Genomic DNA, 16,719 nt, shown 5'->3' on the forward strand with positions numbered 1-16,719 from the left:
ACTCAGGCTTCATCATCAAGACGGCGGCCACGCAGGCGCCGGCCACGGGTAATCAGTTCAATGAGCTGAACCGCGCTGAGGGCATGGGCGAACAGCCAGCCCTGGCCGAACCTCACCCCTTCGCTGCTCAAATAGGAAGCCTGGGCTTCATGCTCGATGCCTTCGGCTATCACCTTGAGTTGCAGCGCATGGGCCATGCGAATGATGTGCGGGGCCACACCGCTGCTGGCGGCATCGTGGCCCAAGGCATCGATGAAGGCCTTGTCGATTTTCAGGCAGTCCACCGGCAGGGTTTGCAGGTAGGCCAGGCTGCAATAACCGGTGCCGAAATCGTCGATCAACACTTGGTGCCCGACGTCGCGCAGCGATTGCAGGTTATCCCGGGCGACCAACACATCGACCAGCCCACGCTCGGTCACTTCGAAGGCAATCTGGTGCGCCGACACGCGATGCAGCGCCAGCAGGCGGGCGATCACTTCGCCAATACGCGGCACCATCACATCGCAGGCCGCCAGATTCACCGAGATATACAGCTGCGGATTGGCCCGCAACACCTGGCCCAATTGATCGAACAGCCGCTGCAGCACGAAATCGGTGATCTGGCGAATCTGCCCGGTGTTCTCGGCCATCGGGATAAACAAGTCCGGGCTGGTCAGGGTGCCGTCCGGTCGTCGCCAGCGCAGCAAGGCCTCCGCCCCGACACAGTTGCGGCTGCTCAGGTCGAAAATCGGCTGGTAAAGCACCTGCAATTCACCACGCCGGATGGCCCCGTGCAGTTCAGCGTCCATGGACTGGCGCTGGCGCGCCAGCAGAAACACCTGGAAACCAATCCCCAAGCCCAGCATCAGGCTGATGGGCAGCATCCACCAGGCATTGGCCGGAACCTGAAAACCCTTGCGCGGGGCGATCAGCACCAGTTGATAGACCGGGCTGTCGGTCGGCATCCGATAGATCAGCCGGTTCTGCGTCACTTGCAAGGCATTGTGGCTTTTCGGTGGCCAAGGCTCGACCGGCGGCCAGTGTTGGTCCGTCCCGAGCACGGGAATGGCCCGTTTACCGTTATCCAGGACCACCAGCAGGCTGCTGCCCGGTGGTAAATCGACCACATCGGTCAAATGCCCGCGGGACGTGGCCACCCGAAAGTTGCCGCGGCCCAGCATCAAGGCGGCGCGGTCTTCGTCGGGCTCTGTGGTGGTGTTGAGCCAGTAATTGTAGGTCGGCCCGCGGATGTCGGGCGGGCGGGTCACTGACAAGCCGCTCTGGCGTGGACGATTGGAGCAGACGCCGCTGCCATCGATATACACCGCCTCGTAGACAAAACGGTAGTTGAAGCTGACCTGTTGCAATGTAGCGATCATGTCGTCGTTGCATCCGCGCAACGGCTGGTTTTGCAGGTCGTCGAGGCTTTCACGCAGTTGCCCGAAAAGCTGTTCCAGGCGCTGCAGAAAGCGCTCGCCCTGGGCATTCATCTGGTCGCTTTCGCGCTGCTGGATCTGCTGCACGACCACGAGCAGACTCCCCGCCAGCAGCAGGACGGTACTTAGGGCAGTAGCCACCATCGCCAGGAAAACGGGGCGATGGAGCCAGCTGTGGAGGGTTTCGCGGGCAGCCGTCATCATGGGTAATCCGAAAGTTACCAATGAGTTATAGCTTCTGATTTGGATTTGGCCCGATTCGTCAGACGGGCGTCATTATTTTGTCTGGTTGAGCACCTGCAGGATCGCCGCGCTTTGCGCATCCGGCATGCCATCGAAGCGGGTCGGTCGGTAGTGCATCTGGAAGGCGGCCAGCACATGGTGGGTGGCCACGTCCCACTCGCCGGTCTGGGGCGTTGGGTAACCCAGGCGGGCCAGCTCGGCCTGGAACCAACTGGCAGGCGGCAGCTGTGGCGCGAAGACGGCCTGCTGGCGGGCGACGGCCTGTTCGTCTGGCCAGACTCCTAAACCAGCTTGCGCCAGGCGCTTCCAAGGGAACAGCGGGCCCGGATCGAGCTTGCGCAGGGGCGCGATGTCGCTGTGGCCGATGATGCTGCGCGGGTTGATGCCGTTGCGCTGGATGATGTCCTTGAGTAATACGATCAAGGCCTGGACCTGGGCTTCGCTGTAGGGATACCAGAGGCGGCCGGTGGGTGTGTCGACAAAACCCGGATTGACGATTTCGATGCCGATGGAGCTGGAATTGAGCCAGGTCCGGCCTTCCCACTCACTTTCCCCGGCGTGCCAGGCGCGTCTGCCTTCATCCACCAGTTTGTAGATGGTCGCGCCTTTATCGTCGCCGATCAGGTAATGGGCACTGACTTCGCCATGGGTCAGCAGGGCCAGTGAGCGCTCCAGGGAAGCCGAGGTGTAATGCACCACCACGAATTGGATGCGGTTGTCATGGTTGACGGAGGGGTGACTGGTGTCGAGCCGCGGGCCGCTGGTGCAGCCGGCCAGGATAAATAAAGACACAATGAGCGAGAAAAATTTCATGGCGGAAGGCAATACGCACTGGGAGTAATGCAACAGTGTAACGTATTGCCTCGCGATGATCCGGTGCGCGCGGCGATATTAAACAAATTGGAACAATTAGCCCTTAGCCCAATTCCACATGGTTGCGCCCGGAATTTTTTGCCCGATAAAGCGCCTGATCGGCTCTTTTAAGCACCAAATCGCTATGTTCGCCAGGTTTGAAGGCGGTCAGGCCAATGGATACCGTCACCGTCACCGGCTCGCCCTTGAAATGAAACGGACAGGCTTCGATGGCCAGGCGCAGCGCCTCGGCCAGCTTGGCGCCGGCCACCAGGGGAGTGTTGGGCACCAGCAGAACAAACTCCTCGCCACCAAAACGCGCAATGAAATCGCCGCCACGCAGGCGTTTACGCAGGACCGAGGCGATGAGTTTCAACACCCGGTCACCGGCCAGATGGCCATAGTTGTCATTGATGCGCTTGAAATGATCGAGATCGAGCATGGCCAGCAGCAAGCTGTTGCCGTGTTGCTGCCACTGGGCGACTTCATGCTCCAGGCGCTCGGACCAGGCGGCGCGGTTGGGCAGCCCGGTGAGCGGGTCGATCAGGGCTTTTTGCCGCTGCTCCTCGAGATTCTCCCGCACGACCTGGGCATCCTGCTCCATCAGCGCAACGCGATCGGCCAGGCTTTTCAGGCGGGTCGAAACCTCCTGCTCGCGTTGATCACGTTGCTGGCGGTGGTGGTCCATCGTACCGAGCAAGCCTTCGAGGTGATTCTCGAGCACCTGCTTGAGGCTTTCCAGGTCATCGGCTTCCTTCACGCTGCTTTGCAGGCCGTCCACCTGTTCACGAATCTGGGTGTCCATTTCCCTGGAGGCCGACAGGTTTTCGGCGTGGTCTTCACTGGCGGCCTGCAGGCTGCTCTGGAATGACTCGAGCCGATCGTTGAGGCGCTGCAGGTACGCTTCGAATTCATGCTGGCCGGTGTCCGTGATGGCCAGCATCAGCACGGCCAGATCATCGAGGATCGGCAGCAATTCGTACCAGTTCAAGCCATTGCGCAGACGCTCACACATGGCTTCGGCTTGTGGTCGATGACGCTCGGGCAAGGTCAGGTCGCCCAAGAGGCCCAACAGCGTGTCTTCGATATGCTTGGCGACCGAGCTGTAGGACGGCTCCGGCGAGTCGGGCAGGGCGTATTGGGCGTCAGCCACATCGACGCCTTCCAGGGGCTCGTCGAGCTCCGCAGGCGGCAACGAGGGGGCGGGCAGGGCCTGGGTAGGCTCCTCGGGCATCAGCTCGTCGGGATTCTCGAGTGCGGGTGCCACAACCGGGCGTTCTTCGGCGACCGGCGTCGGCGGCGGCGCGGGCTCGGTCGCCTGGTCGTCCGGTTCAATGGCGGGCTGAACCACTTCGGCTGCAGGTGTTGGAGCGGGTGCTGGAGCGATCTCGAGCTGCGGCGCAGTCAGGGCAACCGGTTCGGGCGTCGTCTCCAACGCTGGCGCTTGCTCCGCCACCGATGGCTGCGGTGCTGGTGCTGGTGCTGGTGCTGGTGCTGGTGCTGGTGCTGGTGCTGGTGCGACGGATTCTGCGGCCATGGCCGGCGCCACGGCTACGGGCAGGGCAGTTTCCGACGCAGGTGCCACGCTGGCCTGGGCAGGCTCGTGGGGCCGTGGCGCCGCGTCCTCATGGCCTAGGCCACCAAACAGCCGTTGCAGCAGGCCGGGGCGACTCGGTTCGACAGGGGCATCCAGGGCACTGAGTGCCTTGCCTTGCAAACCGCTCAATTCGCTGAGCAACAGCGGAATCTCCCGGGCCTGGCCGGCCCGATCCTCCAGTTGCTTGGCAAACTTCTTCAGCGACCGGCTGACTTCTTTGGGCAGCGGCAGGCTCTGCAACTGGGCAACCAGGGCGATCAACGCGGTGCTCGTCTGTTCGACCCGGGTTTCGCGGCGCTGTTCGGAATCGAGTACGGCTTTCTCCAGGCGCGGCAGCAGGGCAGCGAGGCCGGCATCCATGTCATTGGTGCGCACCACCTCGCGCATCTCTTTCATGCATTGATCGACAGCCCGGTCAGTGCCCTCGGCGGCCAGGGTGCTGCGCACCAGGCCACGACGCAGCAAGTCGAGCCGAGCCTCCCAACGGCGCTCAAGCTTTTCCTGCTGTTCGATACTCTTGAGGTACTTCTCTCTCCAGCGTTCAGCGTCGTCGCTCATTCATCGGATCCGCGAGGGGCAGGACTCAGCGCGGGGAATGCATCGGCCGTGAGCGAACCTGGCAAACGAATTTCTACCGCGACCGGCAGGTGATCGGAAATGGGTTGGGCCAGCACCTCGACGCGTTCGAGGGTCAGGGTCGGGCTCAACAGGATATGGTCCAGGCAGCGCTGGGGGCGCCAGCTGGGGAATGTCGCTTCCAGTTGTGGGGCGAGCAGGCCGAGATCGCGCAGGGGCGAAGTCTGCAGCAAATCGGTGGCATGGGTGTTCATGTCGCCCATCAGCACCTGGTGCTTGTAGCCGCCGATCAGCTCGCGAATGTACGCCAGTTGCATCGTCCGGGTACGCGCTCCGAGCGCCAGGTGCATCATGACCACGACCAGCGCCTCGGGACCTTCGCCGAAACGCGCGAGGATCGCCCCGCGGCCCTTGGGGCCCGGCAGCGGATGGTCTTCGATCGCCCACGGGCGCAAGCGGCTCAACACACCATTGCTGTGTTGGCCGAGACGTCCGAGGTTGCGATTGAGTTGCTGGTACCAGTAGGGAAAGGCGCCCAATTGGGCCAGGTGTTCCACCTGGTTGACGTAGCCTGAGCGCAAGCTTCCGCCGTCGGCCTCTTGCAGGGCCACCAGGTCGAAGTCCTTGAGCAGGTCGCCGATTTTCTGCAGGTTACCGGCACGCCCGGTGTGCGGCAGCAAATGTTGCCAGCCGCGAGTCAGGTAATGCCGGTAGCGCTCGGTGCTGATACCCACCTGGATATTGAAACTGAGCAGCCGCAAGCGGCTGTCGCCAGGCAAGCCCGTGGACATGACATGATGCTCGTTGACCCGCGGCTCATGCAGGCCAACGATGCGTTCGGTGCTCCAGCGGGCCATGGGCGTGGGCCGCGCTTAGTTGGCAGCAGCCTTGGTGGCCGCTCGCTCTTTGGCGATCAGCTGGTCGGCCAGCTGCAGCGCTTCATTTGCGCCACCGGCGGAGCCGATGTCAAAGCGGTACTTGCCGTTGACGATCATGGTCGGTACGCCAGTGATTTCGTATTTCTTCGCCAGTTCCTTGGCCTTGTTGATCTGGCCCTTGATGGCGAAGGAGTCGAAGGTCGCCAGGAACTTGTCCTTGTCGACACCCTGGGTGGCGAGGAAATCCGCCATCTCTTCTTTCTTGACCAGCTTCTTGCCTTCTTTCTGGATCGCGTTGAATACCGCCGCGTGAACCTTGTGCTCGACGCCCATGGATTCGAGGGTCAGGAACATCTGGCCGTGGGCGTCCCATGGGCCGCCGAACATGGCAGGAATGCGTACGAAGTTAACGTCTGACGGCAGCTTCTCGACCCATGGGTTGATGACCGGCTCGAAAGCGTAGCAATGCGGGCAGCCGTACCAGAACAGCTCCACGACTTCGATCTTGCCAGGTGCCGCCACCGGAACGGGGTTGGTCAATTCGACATAGGGTGCGGCGGGCTTTTCAGCGGCTTGGGCAGTTACGCCGAACAGGCTGGCGGCGACGAGCGCGGCGCTGATGATCAGATTACGCATGCTTTACTCCTGGACAATGAGGGGGCCTCGCAGGACCTGTTTCTAAGACAGACCGTGGCGGGTTCAAGTTCTCTAGTGTAACGGCAGCGGCCACAAAAAAGGGCGGCCAAAGCCACCCTTTTGATGCTCGCATCGACAGATTAATCGAGCGTTAACGTTGCAAGGGATGTACGCCCCTCGCAACGCCAGCCAAAGGCCTCAGTGCAGGCCCTGGATGTAGCTGGATACCGCGGCGATATCTTCGTCGCTCAGCTTTTTCGCAATGCTCTGCATCGGCTTGGTATCGCCGTCGTTGGTCCGGCCACCGTCTTCTTTGCGGAAGTCGGTCAGCTGCTTGCCTACGTACTGGGCATGCTGGCCGCCCAAGTGCGGGAAGCCGGCTGCAGCGTTGCCTTTGCCGTCAGGCGAGTGGCAGCCGGTGCAGGCTGGAAGCCCTTTGTCCAGGTTGCCACCGCGAAAGAGCGCTTCACCACGGGCCACGAGCTTGGGATCGGCGGCGCCAACGCTGCCTTTCTGGCTGGCGAAGTAGGCGGAGATATCAGCCAGGTCCTCATCGCTCAGGTTGGTCAGCAGGCCGGTCATTTCCAGCACCGTGCGCTTGCCGGACTTGATGTCGTGCAGTTGCTTGTTCAGGTAACGTTCGCCCTGGCCCGCCAGTTTCGGAAAGTTGGGCGCCATGCTATTGCCATCCGGGCCGTGGCAGGCTCCGCATACGGCCGCCTTCGCCTGACCGGCAGCGGCATCGCCAGCGGCGTGGGCTACGCCGGATATCCCCAAGGTCAACAGCAGACTCACGATCAGTTTGTTCATCAGCTAATCCAACTACGGCTAAGGGTTAAAGAGTTATGGACCGGGTTCACTCGCTCATCCACTGGATGATGGCTCGGTAATCCTCGGCACTGCAGTCCATGCACAAACCACGCGGCGGCATCGCCTTGAAACCCTGGGTCACGTGTTGCACCAGCGTCTCCATACCTTTCGCCAACCTCGGCGTCCAAGCTTCCTGATCGCCCTTGCGGGGCGCCATGGGGAGTTGGCCGGAATGACAGGCACCACAAACACGGTTGTACACAGCTTCCGGATCCTGTGTAGCCTGAGCGCTGTAAAGCGGCATCAAGACACCGGCAGCTAGCAGCCATTTCGTCATAAAACGACCTTTTCAGGGTTGGGAACGAGCTGCGTTCTAACGCGCAATTTCGGTCGGTCGCTCCCGTGAACTTCATCCTACGCTGGGACAAAGCGCACACAAAATCTGCGGCATTATATACTGGCGTCACTGAAACGGAAACGACACAGCTTGCCGCGTCCATTCCCGACGCCGCCCACATCGGAAATCCCATGCAACTGAAGAACCCCATCCTCGGCCTGTGCCAACAGTCCACCTTCATGCTCAGCGCCGCCAAAGTCGATCAATGCCCAGACGACGAAGGCTTCGAAGTGGCTTTTGCCGGGCGTTCCAATGCCGGCAAATCCAGCGCGCTGAACACCTTGACCCACGCAAGCCTGGCACGCACCTCGAAAACCCCCGGTCGCACGCAGCTCTTGAACTTCTTCAAGCTAGACGATGAACGGCGTTTGGTCGACCTGCCCGGCTACGGCTACGCCAAAGTACCGATCCCGCTCAAGCAACACTGGCAGCGTCACCTGGAAGCCTACCTGGGCAGCCGCGAAAGTTTGAAAGGCCTGATCCTGATGATGGACATTCGCCATCCGATGACCGACTTCGACCTGTTGATGCTCGATTGGGCGGTCGCCAGCGGCATGCCGATGCACATCCTGTTGACCAAGGCCGACAAGCTCACCTACGGCGCGGCCAAAAATACCTTGCTCAAGGTGCAGTCGGAAATTCGCAAGGGCTGGGGCGACGCGATCACCATCCAGCTGTTCTCGGCGCCCAAGCGCATGGGCCTGGAAGAAGCCTACACGGTGCTGGCCGACTGGATGGAATTGGCGGACAAGGGCAGCGAAGAGGCCGAATAAGCCAAATCGCAGGCAAAAAAAACCCCGGACTTCTTATGGGGAGGGGGAAGTTCGGGGTCCAAGTTCCGGACCGCTAGGGCGGGGTCCAGATATCTGCCAACACTTAACACAACATAGGAGCATTGAAGGGCTTCACCAGCCTTTCAAAATCTCTGAGTGGCAATTCACGGGTTTAGTTCAGATTATTTTTGGAAATAACTGTAGGAATCTTCAGAGCTAATGAAGCCGTGCCTGGATTTTCGGTGACTCGGTGTGGCATGGGTTGGCTGGGCTGACGCCATCGCGAGCAAGCTCGCCCCCACAGGGTGTTGAGCTCGATATCCGGCTCGACACAAAACCCGCGTGGGAGCGAGCTCGCTCGCGATGACAATCGTCCATTCCCCGCAGCCCTATCAGCCGACACCAATTCCCTGTGCTAGGGAATCAGTGCGCCTCGTCCCAGTTATTGCCCACGCCCACTTCCACCAGCAGCGGCACGTCCAGCGTGGCGGCGGCGCTCATGTGCTGGCGGATTTCGTCGCGTACCTGGTCGACCAGGTCTTCACGCACTTCCAGCACCAGTTCGTCGTGTACCTGCAGGATGACCTTCGCATCCAGCCCGGACGTTGTCAGCCAGCGGTCCACAGCCACCATGGCTTTCTTGATGATGTCAGCCGCCGTGCCCTGCATCGGCGCATTGATGGCCGTGCGCTCGGCGCCTTTGCGCAGGGCCGGATTTTTCGCGTTGATGTCCGGCAGGTACAACCGGCGACCGAAAATGGTTTCGACAAAACCTTGCTCGGCCGCCTGGGCGCGGGTGCGTTCCATGTACGCCAGCACACCCGGGTAGCGGGCGAAGTAGCGGTCGATGTAAGCCTGGGACTGCTTGCGATCGACGCCGATCTGCTTGGCCAGGCCGAACGCGCTCATGCCGTAGATCAAGCCGAAGTTGATCGCCTTGGCGCTGCGGCGCTGGTCCAGGGTGACGGCTTCCAGCTCAACGCCGAACACCTCGGCAGCGGTGGCCCGGTGCACATCCAGGTTATGGCGAAACGCATAAAGCAGGCCTTCGTCCTTGGCCAGGTGCGCCATGATCCGCAGTTCGATCTGCGAGTAGTCCGCCGCCAGCAGCTTGTAGCCTTTCGGCGCAACGAACGCCTGGCGGATACGTCGGCCTTCGGACGTGCGGATCGGAATGTTCTGCAGGTTCGGGTCGATGGACGACAGGCGCCCGGTCGCGGCGACGGCCTGTTGATAATTGGTATGGACGCGGCCCGTGCGGCTGTTGATCTGCTCCGGCAGGCGATCGGTGTAGGTGCTCTTGAGCTTGCTCAGCGAGCGGTACTGCATCAGCACCTTGGGCAGCGGGTAATCCTGCTCTGCCAGCTCGGCGAGCACCGCTTCGGCGGTGGACGCCTGGCCCTTGGCGGTTTTGCTGAGCACCGGCAAGCCGAGCTTTTCATACAGGATCACACCCAATTGCTTCGGCGAGCCCAGGTTGAATTCCTCGCCGGCGATGGCAAACGCCTCACGCTCCAGCGCCACCAGTTTCTCGCCCAACTCGACACTCTGCACACCCAGCAGGTTGGCATCGACCAAAGCCCCCTGGCGCTCGATGCGCGCCAGGACCGGCATCAGCGGCATTTCGATGTCGTTGAGCACCGTGCCCAGGCTTGGCGTGACGGCCAGCTTTTCCTGCAAAGCCTGATGCAGGCGGAAGGTCACGTCGGCGTCTTCGGCGGCGTAAGGGCCGGCCAGTTCCAGGGAGATCTGGTCGAAAGTCAGTTGCTTGACCCCTTTGCCCGCAATGTCCTGGAAATCGGTCTTGCTTTGGCCCAGGTACTTGAGCGCCAGGCTGTCCATGTCGTGGCGGGTCGCGGTGGAGTCCAGCACGTAGGATTCAAGCATCGTGTCGAAGGCGATGCCCTGGACCAGGATGCCGTTGTTCTGGTCGCCACCGATGGCGCAGTTGGCCAGGATGTTGGTTTCGAACTTGGCGTGCTGGCCGACCTTGAGCTTGTTCGGGTTTTCCAGCAGCGGCTTGAGCGCCTTGAGCACCGTGTCGCGGTCCAGTTGCTCCGGCACGCCCATGTAGGAGTGGGTCAGCGGGATGTAAGCCGCCTCGAAAGGGGCCACGGCGAACGACAAACCGACGAGTTGCGAATGCTGGGCATCGCCGCCGTTGGTTTCGGTGACGAAGGCAAACAGCGGCGCTTTGTCCAGTTTGGCCAGCCACGCGTCGAAGCGCGCCTGATCGAGGATGACCTCGTACTTGGCCTCGGCAGCGCCGGGCTGTTCTTCGGCAACTTCGACGATCTCCTGGCCGGCACGCTTGGCGTCCCGCTGGTTCTCTTCGAACCAGCTCTTGAATTCCAGCAGCGTGTACAGCTCGGCGAGTTTCTCGTGATCGGGCGTGCCCATTTGCAGGTCGTCGAGGCCGACATCCAGCGGTACGTCGGTCTTGATGGTCGCCAGCTCGTAGGAAAGCAACGCCATTTCCTTGTGCTCTTCGAGCTTGGCGGCCAGGGTCTTGGCGCCACGGATCGGCAAGGTGGCGACGATGTCCAGTTGCGCATACAGCTCGGTCAGGCCGCCATTGACGCCCACCAGCAGGCCGGAAGCGGTCTTCGGTCCGATACCCGGAACGCCCGGGATGTTGTCGGAAGAATCGCCCATCAACGCCAGGTAATCGATGATCTGCTCGGGAGCGACGCCAAACTTCTCCTTCACGCCAGCCACGTCCAGGGCGCTACCGGTCATGGTATTGACCAAGGTAATGTGCCCGTCGACCAACTGCGCCATGTCCTTGTCGCCAGTGGAGATCACCACCGGACGGTCGGCCGCCGCGCTGCTGCGGGCCAGGGTGCCGATCACGTCATCGGCTTCGACGTTGTCCACGCATAGCAGCGGGAAGCCCAGGGCCTTGACGCTGGCATGCAACGGCTCGATCTGCACGCGCATGTCGTCGGGCATGCTCGGGCGGTTGGCCTTGTATTCGGCGTACAGCGCATCGCGAAAAGTCCCACCCTTGGCGTCGAAGACCACGGCGAACGGACTGTCTGGATACTGCTTGCGCAGGCTCTTGAGCATGTTCAGTACGCCCTTGACCGCACCGGTCGGCAGGCCTTTGGACGTGGTCAGCGGTGGCAGCGCGTGAAAGGCGCGGTACAGATAAGAAGAACCGTCCACCAGGACGAGGGGGGCTTGGCTCATGAGCAGGATCAACCTTTTCGGCGGGTCCGGGGCTAGAATAGCGGGACCGTTGACGACAAAGGGACAAGGTTATCATGCGTACACTAAATCGCCTGTTACTGGCTGGCTTGTTTGCAATCACCCCGTTGGCCGTCATGGCGGCGGATGACGCCCCCTCGGCGGACCCGGACGTCACCATCCGGACCGAAGGAGATAAAACCATTCAGGAGTATCGGCAAAACGGATTTTTGTACGCGATCAAGGTCACGCCCAAGCACGGCAAGCCTTATTTCCTGGTACGCGCCGATGGCACTGATGCAAACTTCATCCGCTCGGACCAGCCGGATATGCTGATCCCTTCGTGGAAAATCTTTGAGTGGTAGTACCGCTCTGCACTTCAACCGGCGCCCGCTGAAGGGCGCCCGTACTGGCAGTTTTAACCATGTCTGTGTTCACGCCCCTGGCTCGGCCCGAGCTGGAAACCTTTCTCGCCCCTTATGGGCTTGGCCGCCTGCTTGATTTCCAGGGGATCGCCGCCGGCAGCGAAAACACCAATTTCTTTATCAGCCTGGAGCAGGGCGAATTCGTCCTGACCCTGGTCGAGCGCGGTCCGGTGCAGGAAATGCCGTTCTTCATCGAACTGCTGGACGTGTTGCATGACGCCGACCTGCCGGTGCCCTACGCCTTGCGCACCACCGACGGCGTCGCGCTGCGAGAACTGGCGGGCAAGCCGGCACTGCTGCAACCGCGCCTGGCCGGCAAGCACATCAAGCAGGCCAACGCCCAGCACTGCGCCCAGGTCGGCGAGTTGCTGGCGCATCTGCACCTGGCGACTCGCGACAACATGATCAAGCGCAAGACCGATCGCGGCCTGGACTGGATGCAGGAGGAGGGCGCCAAGCTGCTCTCGCACCTCGACGCCGAGCCGCGTCGGCTGCTCGAGGCGGCGCTGGATGAAATCGCCCTGCAGAAGGTCGGCATCCTGGCGCTGCCGCGCGCCAACATCCATGCCGATCTGTTCCGCGACAATGCGATGTTCGAAGGCACGCACCTGACCGGGCTGATCGACTTCTACAACGCCTGCTCCGGGCCGATGCTGTATGACGTGGCCATTGCCTTGAATGACTGGTGCTCGGACGACGACGGCATGCTCGATGGCCCCAGGGCGCGAGCGCTGCTGGGCGCCTATGCGGCGCTGCGACCGTTTACCGCCGCTGAGGCGCAACTGTGGCCGACCATGCTGCGCGTGGCGTGCGTGCGGTTCTGGCTGTCGCGGTTGATCGCCGCTGAATCCTTTGCCGGGCAGGATGTGTTGATTCACGATCCGATGGAGTTCCAGCAGCGCTTGGCGCAGCGGCAGACGGTTCACACGGTGTTGCCTTTCGCCCTTTAAACAGCATCGCGAACAAGTCTTGCTCCCACAGCAGTAAGCGACTGTTCCTGTGGGAGCAAGGCTTGCCCGCGATGAAGGCGATGAAATCTTTCAGAAATCGAGTCGCCTATGTCGCGAGCAAGCTTTGCTCCCACAGGGTTACAACGACTCCAGACACCCCGCCAGATCATTCCCCAATTTCTCCAACAACTGCTCATACCCCTGCGCCGTCGCCGGGGTATAGCCGCCCAGTGCATCGAGCTCCGCCAGCTTCACCGGCAACCCGGCCACCAGGGTTTCGGCCAGGCGCGGGCGCAGGGGCGGTTCGCTGAAGACGCAGGTCTTGCCCACGGCCTGCAAGCGCGTGCGCATTGCCGCCACATGCTGGGCACCGGGCTGGACTTCGGCGGCCACGGCGAACACCCCGGCGTGCTTGAGGCCGTAGTTGTCTTCGAAATAGTCGAACGCCTCGTGGAAGACGAAATACGGCTTGCCCGCGACCCCGGCCAGACGCGCCTTGAGGCGTGTGTCCAAGGCATCGAGGCGCTGGTTGAAGCCCTTGAGGTTGCTCTGATAGCGGGCCGCGTTGGCCGGATCCGCCGCGCTCAGGTCAGCCGCCATCTTGGCAGCAATCACCCGCGCATTGAACGGCGAGAGCCACAGGTGGGCATCCACCGTGCCGGGGCGATGGTCGTGATCGTGTTCATCGGCGTCATGGTCATCATCTTCGTGGGACGCGCTGTCCTGGGCGAAATGACGCAACTTGAGCCCCGGCAAATCCTGGATGGCGACGGAGGGCTGCGTGCGACCGTTCAACACGCGCGGCAGAAAGCCCTCCATATCGGGGCCGATCCAATACAGCAGGTCCACCGACTGCACCTTGCGAACATCCGATGGCCGCAACGCATAGTGATGCGGCGAAGCCCCTGGCGGCAGCAACACCTCTGGAACGGCCACGCCGTCCTGCACGGCGGCGGCAATCAGTTGCAGCGGCTTGACGCTGGTGAGCACCTTGACGTCGGCCTGGGCCGGGCCAATCAGTAGAAAACTTGCGACAAAAACGACAAAGAGCGAAAAAAATCGGGACACGATGACCACTCGTAGAGGCGAGAACGGGTAACATAATAACGTCTCTCACTAAACTCGTCGCTGCCCATGCCTATTACACCCCTTGCCAGTCGCCCTCACGATCACTCCCACTGCGTGCACAGCGCGCTGTCCGAGGCCGACGCCATCTGCGCGCGCCAAGGGGTGCGCCTGACCGCCCTGCGTCGGCGTGTGCTGGAATTGGTCTGGCAAAGCCACAAACCACTGGGTGCCTACGACATCCTCGCGGTGCTCAGCGAGCAGGACGGCCGCCGCGCCGCGCCGCCAACGGTCTACCGGGCACTGGATTTCCTCTTGGAAAACGGCCTGGTGCATCGCATTTCGTCACTGAACGCCTTCGTCGGTTGCAACCATCCGGAGCACGCCCACCAAGGCCAGTTCCTGATCTGCCGCGAATGCCACGCCGCCATCGAGCTGGAACAGAAGTCCATCAGCGATGCCATCATCGCCAGCGCCAAAGAGGTCGGTTTCGTGGTCGACACCCAGACCGTCGAAGTGGTCGGTCTCTGCTCCGGCTGCCAGGGGGCCTGATGAGCAATGCGTTGATCCGCCTCGAACAGGTGGCCGTGACGTTCGCCGGGCAGAGCGTGCTGGACAACATCCAGCTGAGCGTCGAGCCGGGGCAGATCGTGACCTTGATCGGACCCAACGGCGCCGGCAAGACCACCCTGGTGCGCGCCGTGCTGGGTTTGCTCAAGCCCGACAGCGGCAGCGTCTGGCGCAAGCCGAAGCTGCGGGTCGGCTACATGCCGCAAAAACTCCACGTAGACCCGACGCTGCCACTGTCGGTGCTGCGCTTCCTGCGCCTGGTGCCTGGCGTGGACCGCACCCGCGCCTTGGCCGCGCTCAAAGAAGTCGGCGCCGAACAGGTGATCGACAGCCCGGTGCAAAGTGTCTCCGGTGGCGAGATGCAGCGCGTATTGCTGGCTCGCGCCCTGCTGCGCGAGCCTGAGCTGCTGGTGCTCGACGAGCCGGTGCAAGGGGTCGATGTGGCGGGGCAGGCCGAGCTGTACAGCCTGATCACGCGCCTGCGCGACCGCCACGGTTGCGGCGTGCTGATGGTCTCCCACGATTTGCACCTGGTGATGAGCACCACCGATCAGGTGGTCTGCCTCAATCGCCATGTCTGCTGTTCCGGGCATCCCGAGCAGGTCAGTGGCGATCCGGCCTTCGTCGAATTGTTCGGAAAAAACGCACAAAGCCTGGCGATTTATCACCATCACCATGACCACGCCCATGACCTGCATGGTTCGGTGGTCAGCGCCCCTTCTGCTTCCAATCATGTTCATGGAGATGGCTGCAAGCATGGCTGATTTTCTGTTGTACGCCCTGCTCGCAGGCTTGGCACTCGCCCTGGTAGCCGGCCCCCTGGGTTCGTTCGTGGTCTGGCGGCGCATGGCCTATTTCGGCGACACCTTGTCCCACGCAGCGTTGCTCGGCGTGGCCTTGGGATTTCTGCTGGACGTCAGCCCGGCGGTGGCGGTGACCGTTGGCTGCCTGTTGCTGGCAGTGGTGCTGGTGACCTTGCAACACCGCCAGCCGCTGGCGTCCGACACACTGCTGGGTATTTTGGCGCCGAGCACCCTATCCCTCGGGCTGGTGGTACTAAGCTTCATGCATGACGTGCGGATTGACCTGATGGCCTATCTGTTCGGCGACCTGTTGGCGATCAGTCCGACGGACCTGTCGTGGATCCTCGGCGGTAGCGCGGCGGTGCTGCTGTTGCTGGTGGCGCTCTGGCGGCCCTTGCTGGCCGTCACCGTGCACGAGGAACTGGCCCGGGTCGAAGGCCTGCCCGTGCTGGGCTTGCGCCTGGCGCTGATGCTGCTGATTGCAGTGGTCATCGCGGTGGCGATGAAAATCGTCGGGGTGTTGCTGATCACTTCATTGCTGATCATTCCGGCGGCTGCGGCACAGCGTCACGCTCGCTCACCCGAGCAGATGGCCCTGGGCGCGAGCCTGCTGGGCATGCTCGCGGTGTGTGGCGGCCTGGCACTTTCCTGGTTCAAGGACACCCCGGCCGGCCCATCGATCGTGGTCAGCGCCGCCGCGCTGTTTCTGCTGAGTTTTGTCCTGCCTCGTCGAGGGGTGTAGACTTGCTCGCTTTTTGCGCAAATAGAGAGTCGCAGGAATGAAGCCGTTCGCCTCCCGTTATCTGCTCCTTGTCGCATTTTCCCTGCTGCTGGGCGCCTGCCAGAGTACACCGCCGGTCACCCAGGCCCCCGATACGCGGGGCCCGGCCATCGCGCAGCTCGAGCAAAGCCTTGCCAGCAATGAGCTGGCCACCGCCGAAGACCAGTTGGCCGCCTTGCAAGCCCAATCGCCCGAAGACCGCTCGCTGGAACCCTACCAGCGGCAACTGGCCGAGGCGTATTTGCGCCGCAGCCAGATCGATCTGCAAAAAGGCGACGTCAACGCCGCTGCCACCGCCCTGAGCCGTGCCCGAGCCTTGATGCCCAAGGCCCCGGCGCTCACCGGCGAGGTCAACAGCGCCATTGCCGAAGCCCGCAAGGCCGACCTGGATAAAGCCGAGGCCGACCTCAAGGCCGCCGAAGCCAAACCGGTCGCCAAAGTGATCGACCCGAGCGCACCCAGCACCACGGTTGCGCTCAACCTCGCCGATATCCAGCAAATGCGTCGACAACTGGACGCCATCGCCGCCGACGTGGTGAATTATCAGTGTGACGTCAGCATCCAGGCGCCGCGCACCGATGATTATCCGTGGCTGGCGACGTTGCTGACCAAACGGGTCAAGAAACTGGACCCGGGGTTTGATTTGAAGCTGCAGAAGCAGATTTTGCGCAGTGTGCCGGCGCAGATGGTGCTGACACCGCGTAAGCCCTAAAAGCATCGCGAGCAAGCTCGCTCCCACAGGGGTTTTGTGTCGATTAC

General features: G+C 62.1%; 16 protein-coding genes. 7 read left to right on the forward strand and 9 right to left on the reverse strand.

The window, feature by feature from the left end:
- Positions 1-2 precede the first annotated feature (2 nt).
- The 7 genes from F7R20_RS06340 to F7R20_RS06370 all read right to left on the reverse strand — a co-directional run bounded on the left by F7R20_RS06340 (position 3) and on the right by F7R20_RS06370 (position 7,344).
- The gene (locus F7R20_RS06340) at positions 3-1,616 is read right to left on the reverse strand and encodes an EAL domain-containing protein (RefSeq protein WP_003196243.1); all 1,614 of its coding nucleotides are present in this window, start codon (positions 1,614-1,616) and stop codon (positions 3-5) included.
- Between the two features lie 75 nt (positions 1,617-1,691).
- Positions 1,692-2,471 carry an N-acetylmuramoyl-L-alanine amidase gene (locus F7R20_RS06345; protein WP_003196241.1) on the reverse strand — a complete coding sequence of 260 codons (780 nt, stop codon included), beginning with the start codon at positions 2,469-2,471 and terminating at the stop codon, positions 1,692-1,694.
- Between the two features lie 103 nt (positions 2,472-2,574).
- A complete protein-coding gene (locus F7R20_RS06350) occupies positions 2,575-4,665 on the reverse strand; it encodes a GGDEF domain-containing protein (protein ID WP_003196239.1) in 2,091 nt (696 codons plus the stop codon).
- Positions 4,662-5,540: an endonuclease/exonuclease/phosphatase family protein gene (locus F7R20_RS06355; RefSeq protein ID WP_003196237.1), complete on the reverse strand. Its 879-nt coding sequence runs from the start codon at positions 5,538-5,540 to the stop codon at positions 4,662-4,664. Before F7R20_RS06355 ends, F7R20_RS06350 begins: the two co-directional genes overlap by 4 nt.
- A 15-nt stretch (positions 5,541-5,555) precedes the next feature.
- On the reverse strand, positions 5,556-6,197 hold the full coding sequence (locus F7R20_RS06360; RefSeq protein WP_003196235.1) for a thiol:disulfide interchange protein DsbA/DsbL: 642 nt from the start codon (positions 6,195-6,197) through the stop codon (positions 5,556-5,558).
- 198 nt (positions 6,198-6,395) lie between these two features.
- On the reverse strand, positions 6,396-7,007 hold the full coding sequence (locus F7R20_RS06365) for a c-type cytochrome (protein WP_003196233.1): 612 nt from the start codon (positions 7,005-7,007) through the stop codon (positions 6,396-6,398).
- Positions 7,008-7,053: 46 nt separating this feature from the next.
- Entirely contained in the window at positions 7,054-7,344 is a 291-nt protein-coding gene (locus F7R20_RS06370; protein ID WP_003196231.1) for a c-type cytochrome, read from the reverse strand.
- Between the two features lie 191 nt (positions 7,345-7,535).
- Here F7R20_RS06370 and yihA point away from each other — a divergent pair, with 191 nt between their 5' ends.
- Positions 7,536-8,177 (forward strand): ribosome biogenesis GTP-binding protein YihA/YsxC, encoded by a 642-nt coding sequence (gene yihA / locus F7R20_RS06375; protein WP_003196227.1) that lies wholly within the window; start codon positions 7,536-7,538, stop codon positions 8,175-8,177.
- A gap of 423 nt (positions 8,178-8,600) precedes the next feature.
- On the opposite strand, the gene polA is transcribed toward yihA, so the two are convergent.
- Entirely contained in the window at positions 8,601-11,369 is a 2,769-nt protein-coding gene (gene polA, locus F7R20_RS06380) for a DNA polymerase I (RefSeq protein ID WP_003196225.1), read from the reverse strand.
- 74 nt (positions 11,370-11,443) lie between these two features.
- On the opposite strand from polA, the gene F7R20_RS06385 reads away from it, so the two are divergent.
- Positions 11,444-11,731 carry a DUF2782 domain-containing protein gene (locus F7R20_RS06385; protein WP_013691951.1) on the forward strand — a complete coding sequence of 96 codons (288 nt, stop codon included), beginning with the start codon at positions 11,444-11,446 and terminating at the stop codon, positions 11,729-11,731.
- A gap of 59 nt (positions 11,732-11,790) precedes the next feature.
- Entirely contained in the window at positions 11,791-12,741 is a 951-nt protein-coding gene (locus tag F7R20_RS06390; protein WP_003196221.1) for a homoserine kinase, read from the forward strand.
- A 138-nt stretch (positions 12,742-12,879) separates the two neighbouring features.
- On the opposite strand, the gene znuA is transcribed toward F7R20_RS06390, so the two are convergent.
- Positions 12,880-13,809 (reverse strand): zinc ABC transporter substrate-binding protein ZnuA, encoded by a 930-nt coding sequence (znuA, locus tag F7R20_RS06395; RefSeq protein ID WP_027912884.1) that lies wholly within the window; start codon positions 13,807-13,809, stop codon positions 12,880-12,882.
- Positions 13,810-13,875: 66 nt separating this feature from the next.
- On the opposite strand from znuA, the gene zur reads away from it, so the two are divergent.
- The 4 genes from zur to F7R20_RS06415 are packed head-to-tail and all read left to right on the forward strand — an operon-like array spanning position 13,876 to position 16,672.
- Positions 13,876-14,358 carry a zinc uptake transcriptional repressor Zur gene (gene zur / locus F7R20_RS06400; protein WP_003196217.1) on the forward strand — a complete coding sequence of 161 codons (483 nt, stop codon included), beginning with the start codon at positions 13,876-13,878 and terminating at the stop codon, positions 14,356-14,358.
- Entirely contained in the window at positions 14,358-15,140 is a 783-nt protein-coding gene (gene znuC / locus F7R20_RS06405; RefSeq protein ID WP_003196215.1) for a zinc ABC transporter ATP-binding protein ZnuC, read from the forward strand. Before zur ends, znuC begins: the two co-directional genes overlap by 1 nt.
- Entirely contained in the window at positions 15,133-15,921 is a 789-nt protein-coding gene (gene znuB / locus F7R20_RS06410; RefSeq protein ID WP_003196213.1) for a zinc ABC transporter permease subunit ZnuB, read from the forward strand. The genes znuC and znuB overlap by 8 nt, the downstream gene beginning before the upstream one ends.
- Positions 15,922-15,958: 37 nt before the next feature.
- Positions 15,959-16,672: a PA5502 family lipoprotein gene (locus F7R20_RS06415; protein WP_003196211.1), complete on the forward strand. Its 714-nt coding sequence runs from the start codon at positions 15,959-15,961 to the stop codon at positions 16,670-16,672.
- Positions 16,673-16,719: the final 47 nt, after the last annotated feature.

The sequence above is a fragment of the Pseudomonas brassicacearum subsp. brassicacearum genome, from assembly GCF_008801605.1.
Lineage (GTDB): Bacteria > Pseudomonadota > Gammaproteobacteria > Pseudomonadales > Pseudomonadaceae > Aquipseudomonas > Aquipseudomonas brassicacearum.

Bases quoted from the DNA above. Each gene is read 5' to 3' on its own strand.
- F7R20_RS06360 (WP_003196235.1), bottom strand. From the start codon at position 6,197: ATGCGTAATCTGATCATCAGCGCCGCGCTCGTCGCCGCCAGCCTGTTC.
- F7R20_RS06390 (WP_003196221.1), top strand. From the start codon at position 11,791: ATGTCTGTGTTCACGCCCCTGGCTCGGCCCGAGCTGGAAACCTTTCTC.
- F7R20_RS06365 (WP_003196233.1), bottom strand. From the start codon at position 7,007: ATGAACAAACTGATCGTGAGTCTGCTGTTGACCTTGGGGATATCCGGC.
- znuB (WP_003196213.1), top strand. From the start codon at position 15,133: ATGGCTGATTTTCTGTTGTACGCCCTGCTCGCAGGCTTGGCACTCGCC.
- F7R20_RS06415 (WP_003196211.1), top strand. From the start codon at position 15,959: ATGAAGCCGTTCGCCTCCCGTTATCTGCTCCTTGTCGCATTTTCCCTG.
- F7R20_RS06385 (WP_013691951.1), top strand. From the start codon at position 11,444: ATGCGTACACTAAATCGCCTGTTACTGGCTGGCTTGTTTGCAATCACC.
- polA (WP_003196225.1), bottom strand. From the start codon at position 11,369: ATGAGCCAAGCCCCCCTCGTCCTGGTGGACGGTTCTTCTTATCTGTAC.
- yihA (WP_003196227.1), top strand. From the start codon at position 7,536: ATGCAACTGAAGAACCCCATCCTCGGCCTGTGCCAACAGTCCACCTTC.
- F7R20_RS06340 (WP_003196243.1), bottom strand. From the start codon at position 1,616: ATGACGGCTGCCCGCGAAACCCTCCACAGCTGGCTCCATCGCCCCGTT.
- znuC (WP_003196215.1), top strand. From the start codon at position 14,358: ATGAGCAATGCGTTGATCCGCCTCGAACAGGTGGCCGTGACGTTCGCC.
- F7R20_RS06355 (WP_003196237.1), bottom strand. From the start codon at position 5,540: ATGGCCCGCTGGAGCACCGAACGCATCGTTGGCCTGCATGAGCCGCGG.
- F7R20_RS06345 (WP_003196241.1), bottom strand. From the start codon at position 2,471: ATGAAATTTTTCTCGCTCATTGTGTCTTTATTTATCCTGGCCGGCTGC.
- zur (WP_003196217.1), top strand. From the start codon at position 13,876: ATGCCTATTACACCCCTTGCCAGTCGCCCTCACGATCACTCCCACTGC.
- F7R20_RS06370 (WP_003196231.1), bottom strand. From the start codon at position 7,344: ATGACGAAATGGCTGCTAGCTGCCGGTGTCTTGATGCCGCTTTACAGC.
- F7R20_RS06350 (WP_003196239.1), bottom strand. From the start codon at position 4,665: ATGAGCGACGACGCTGAACGCTGGAGAGAGAAGTACCTCAAGAGTATC.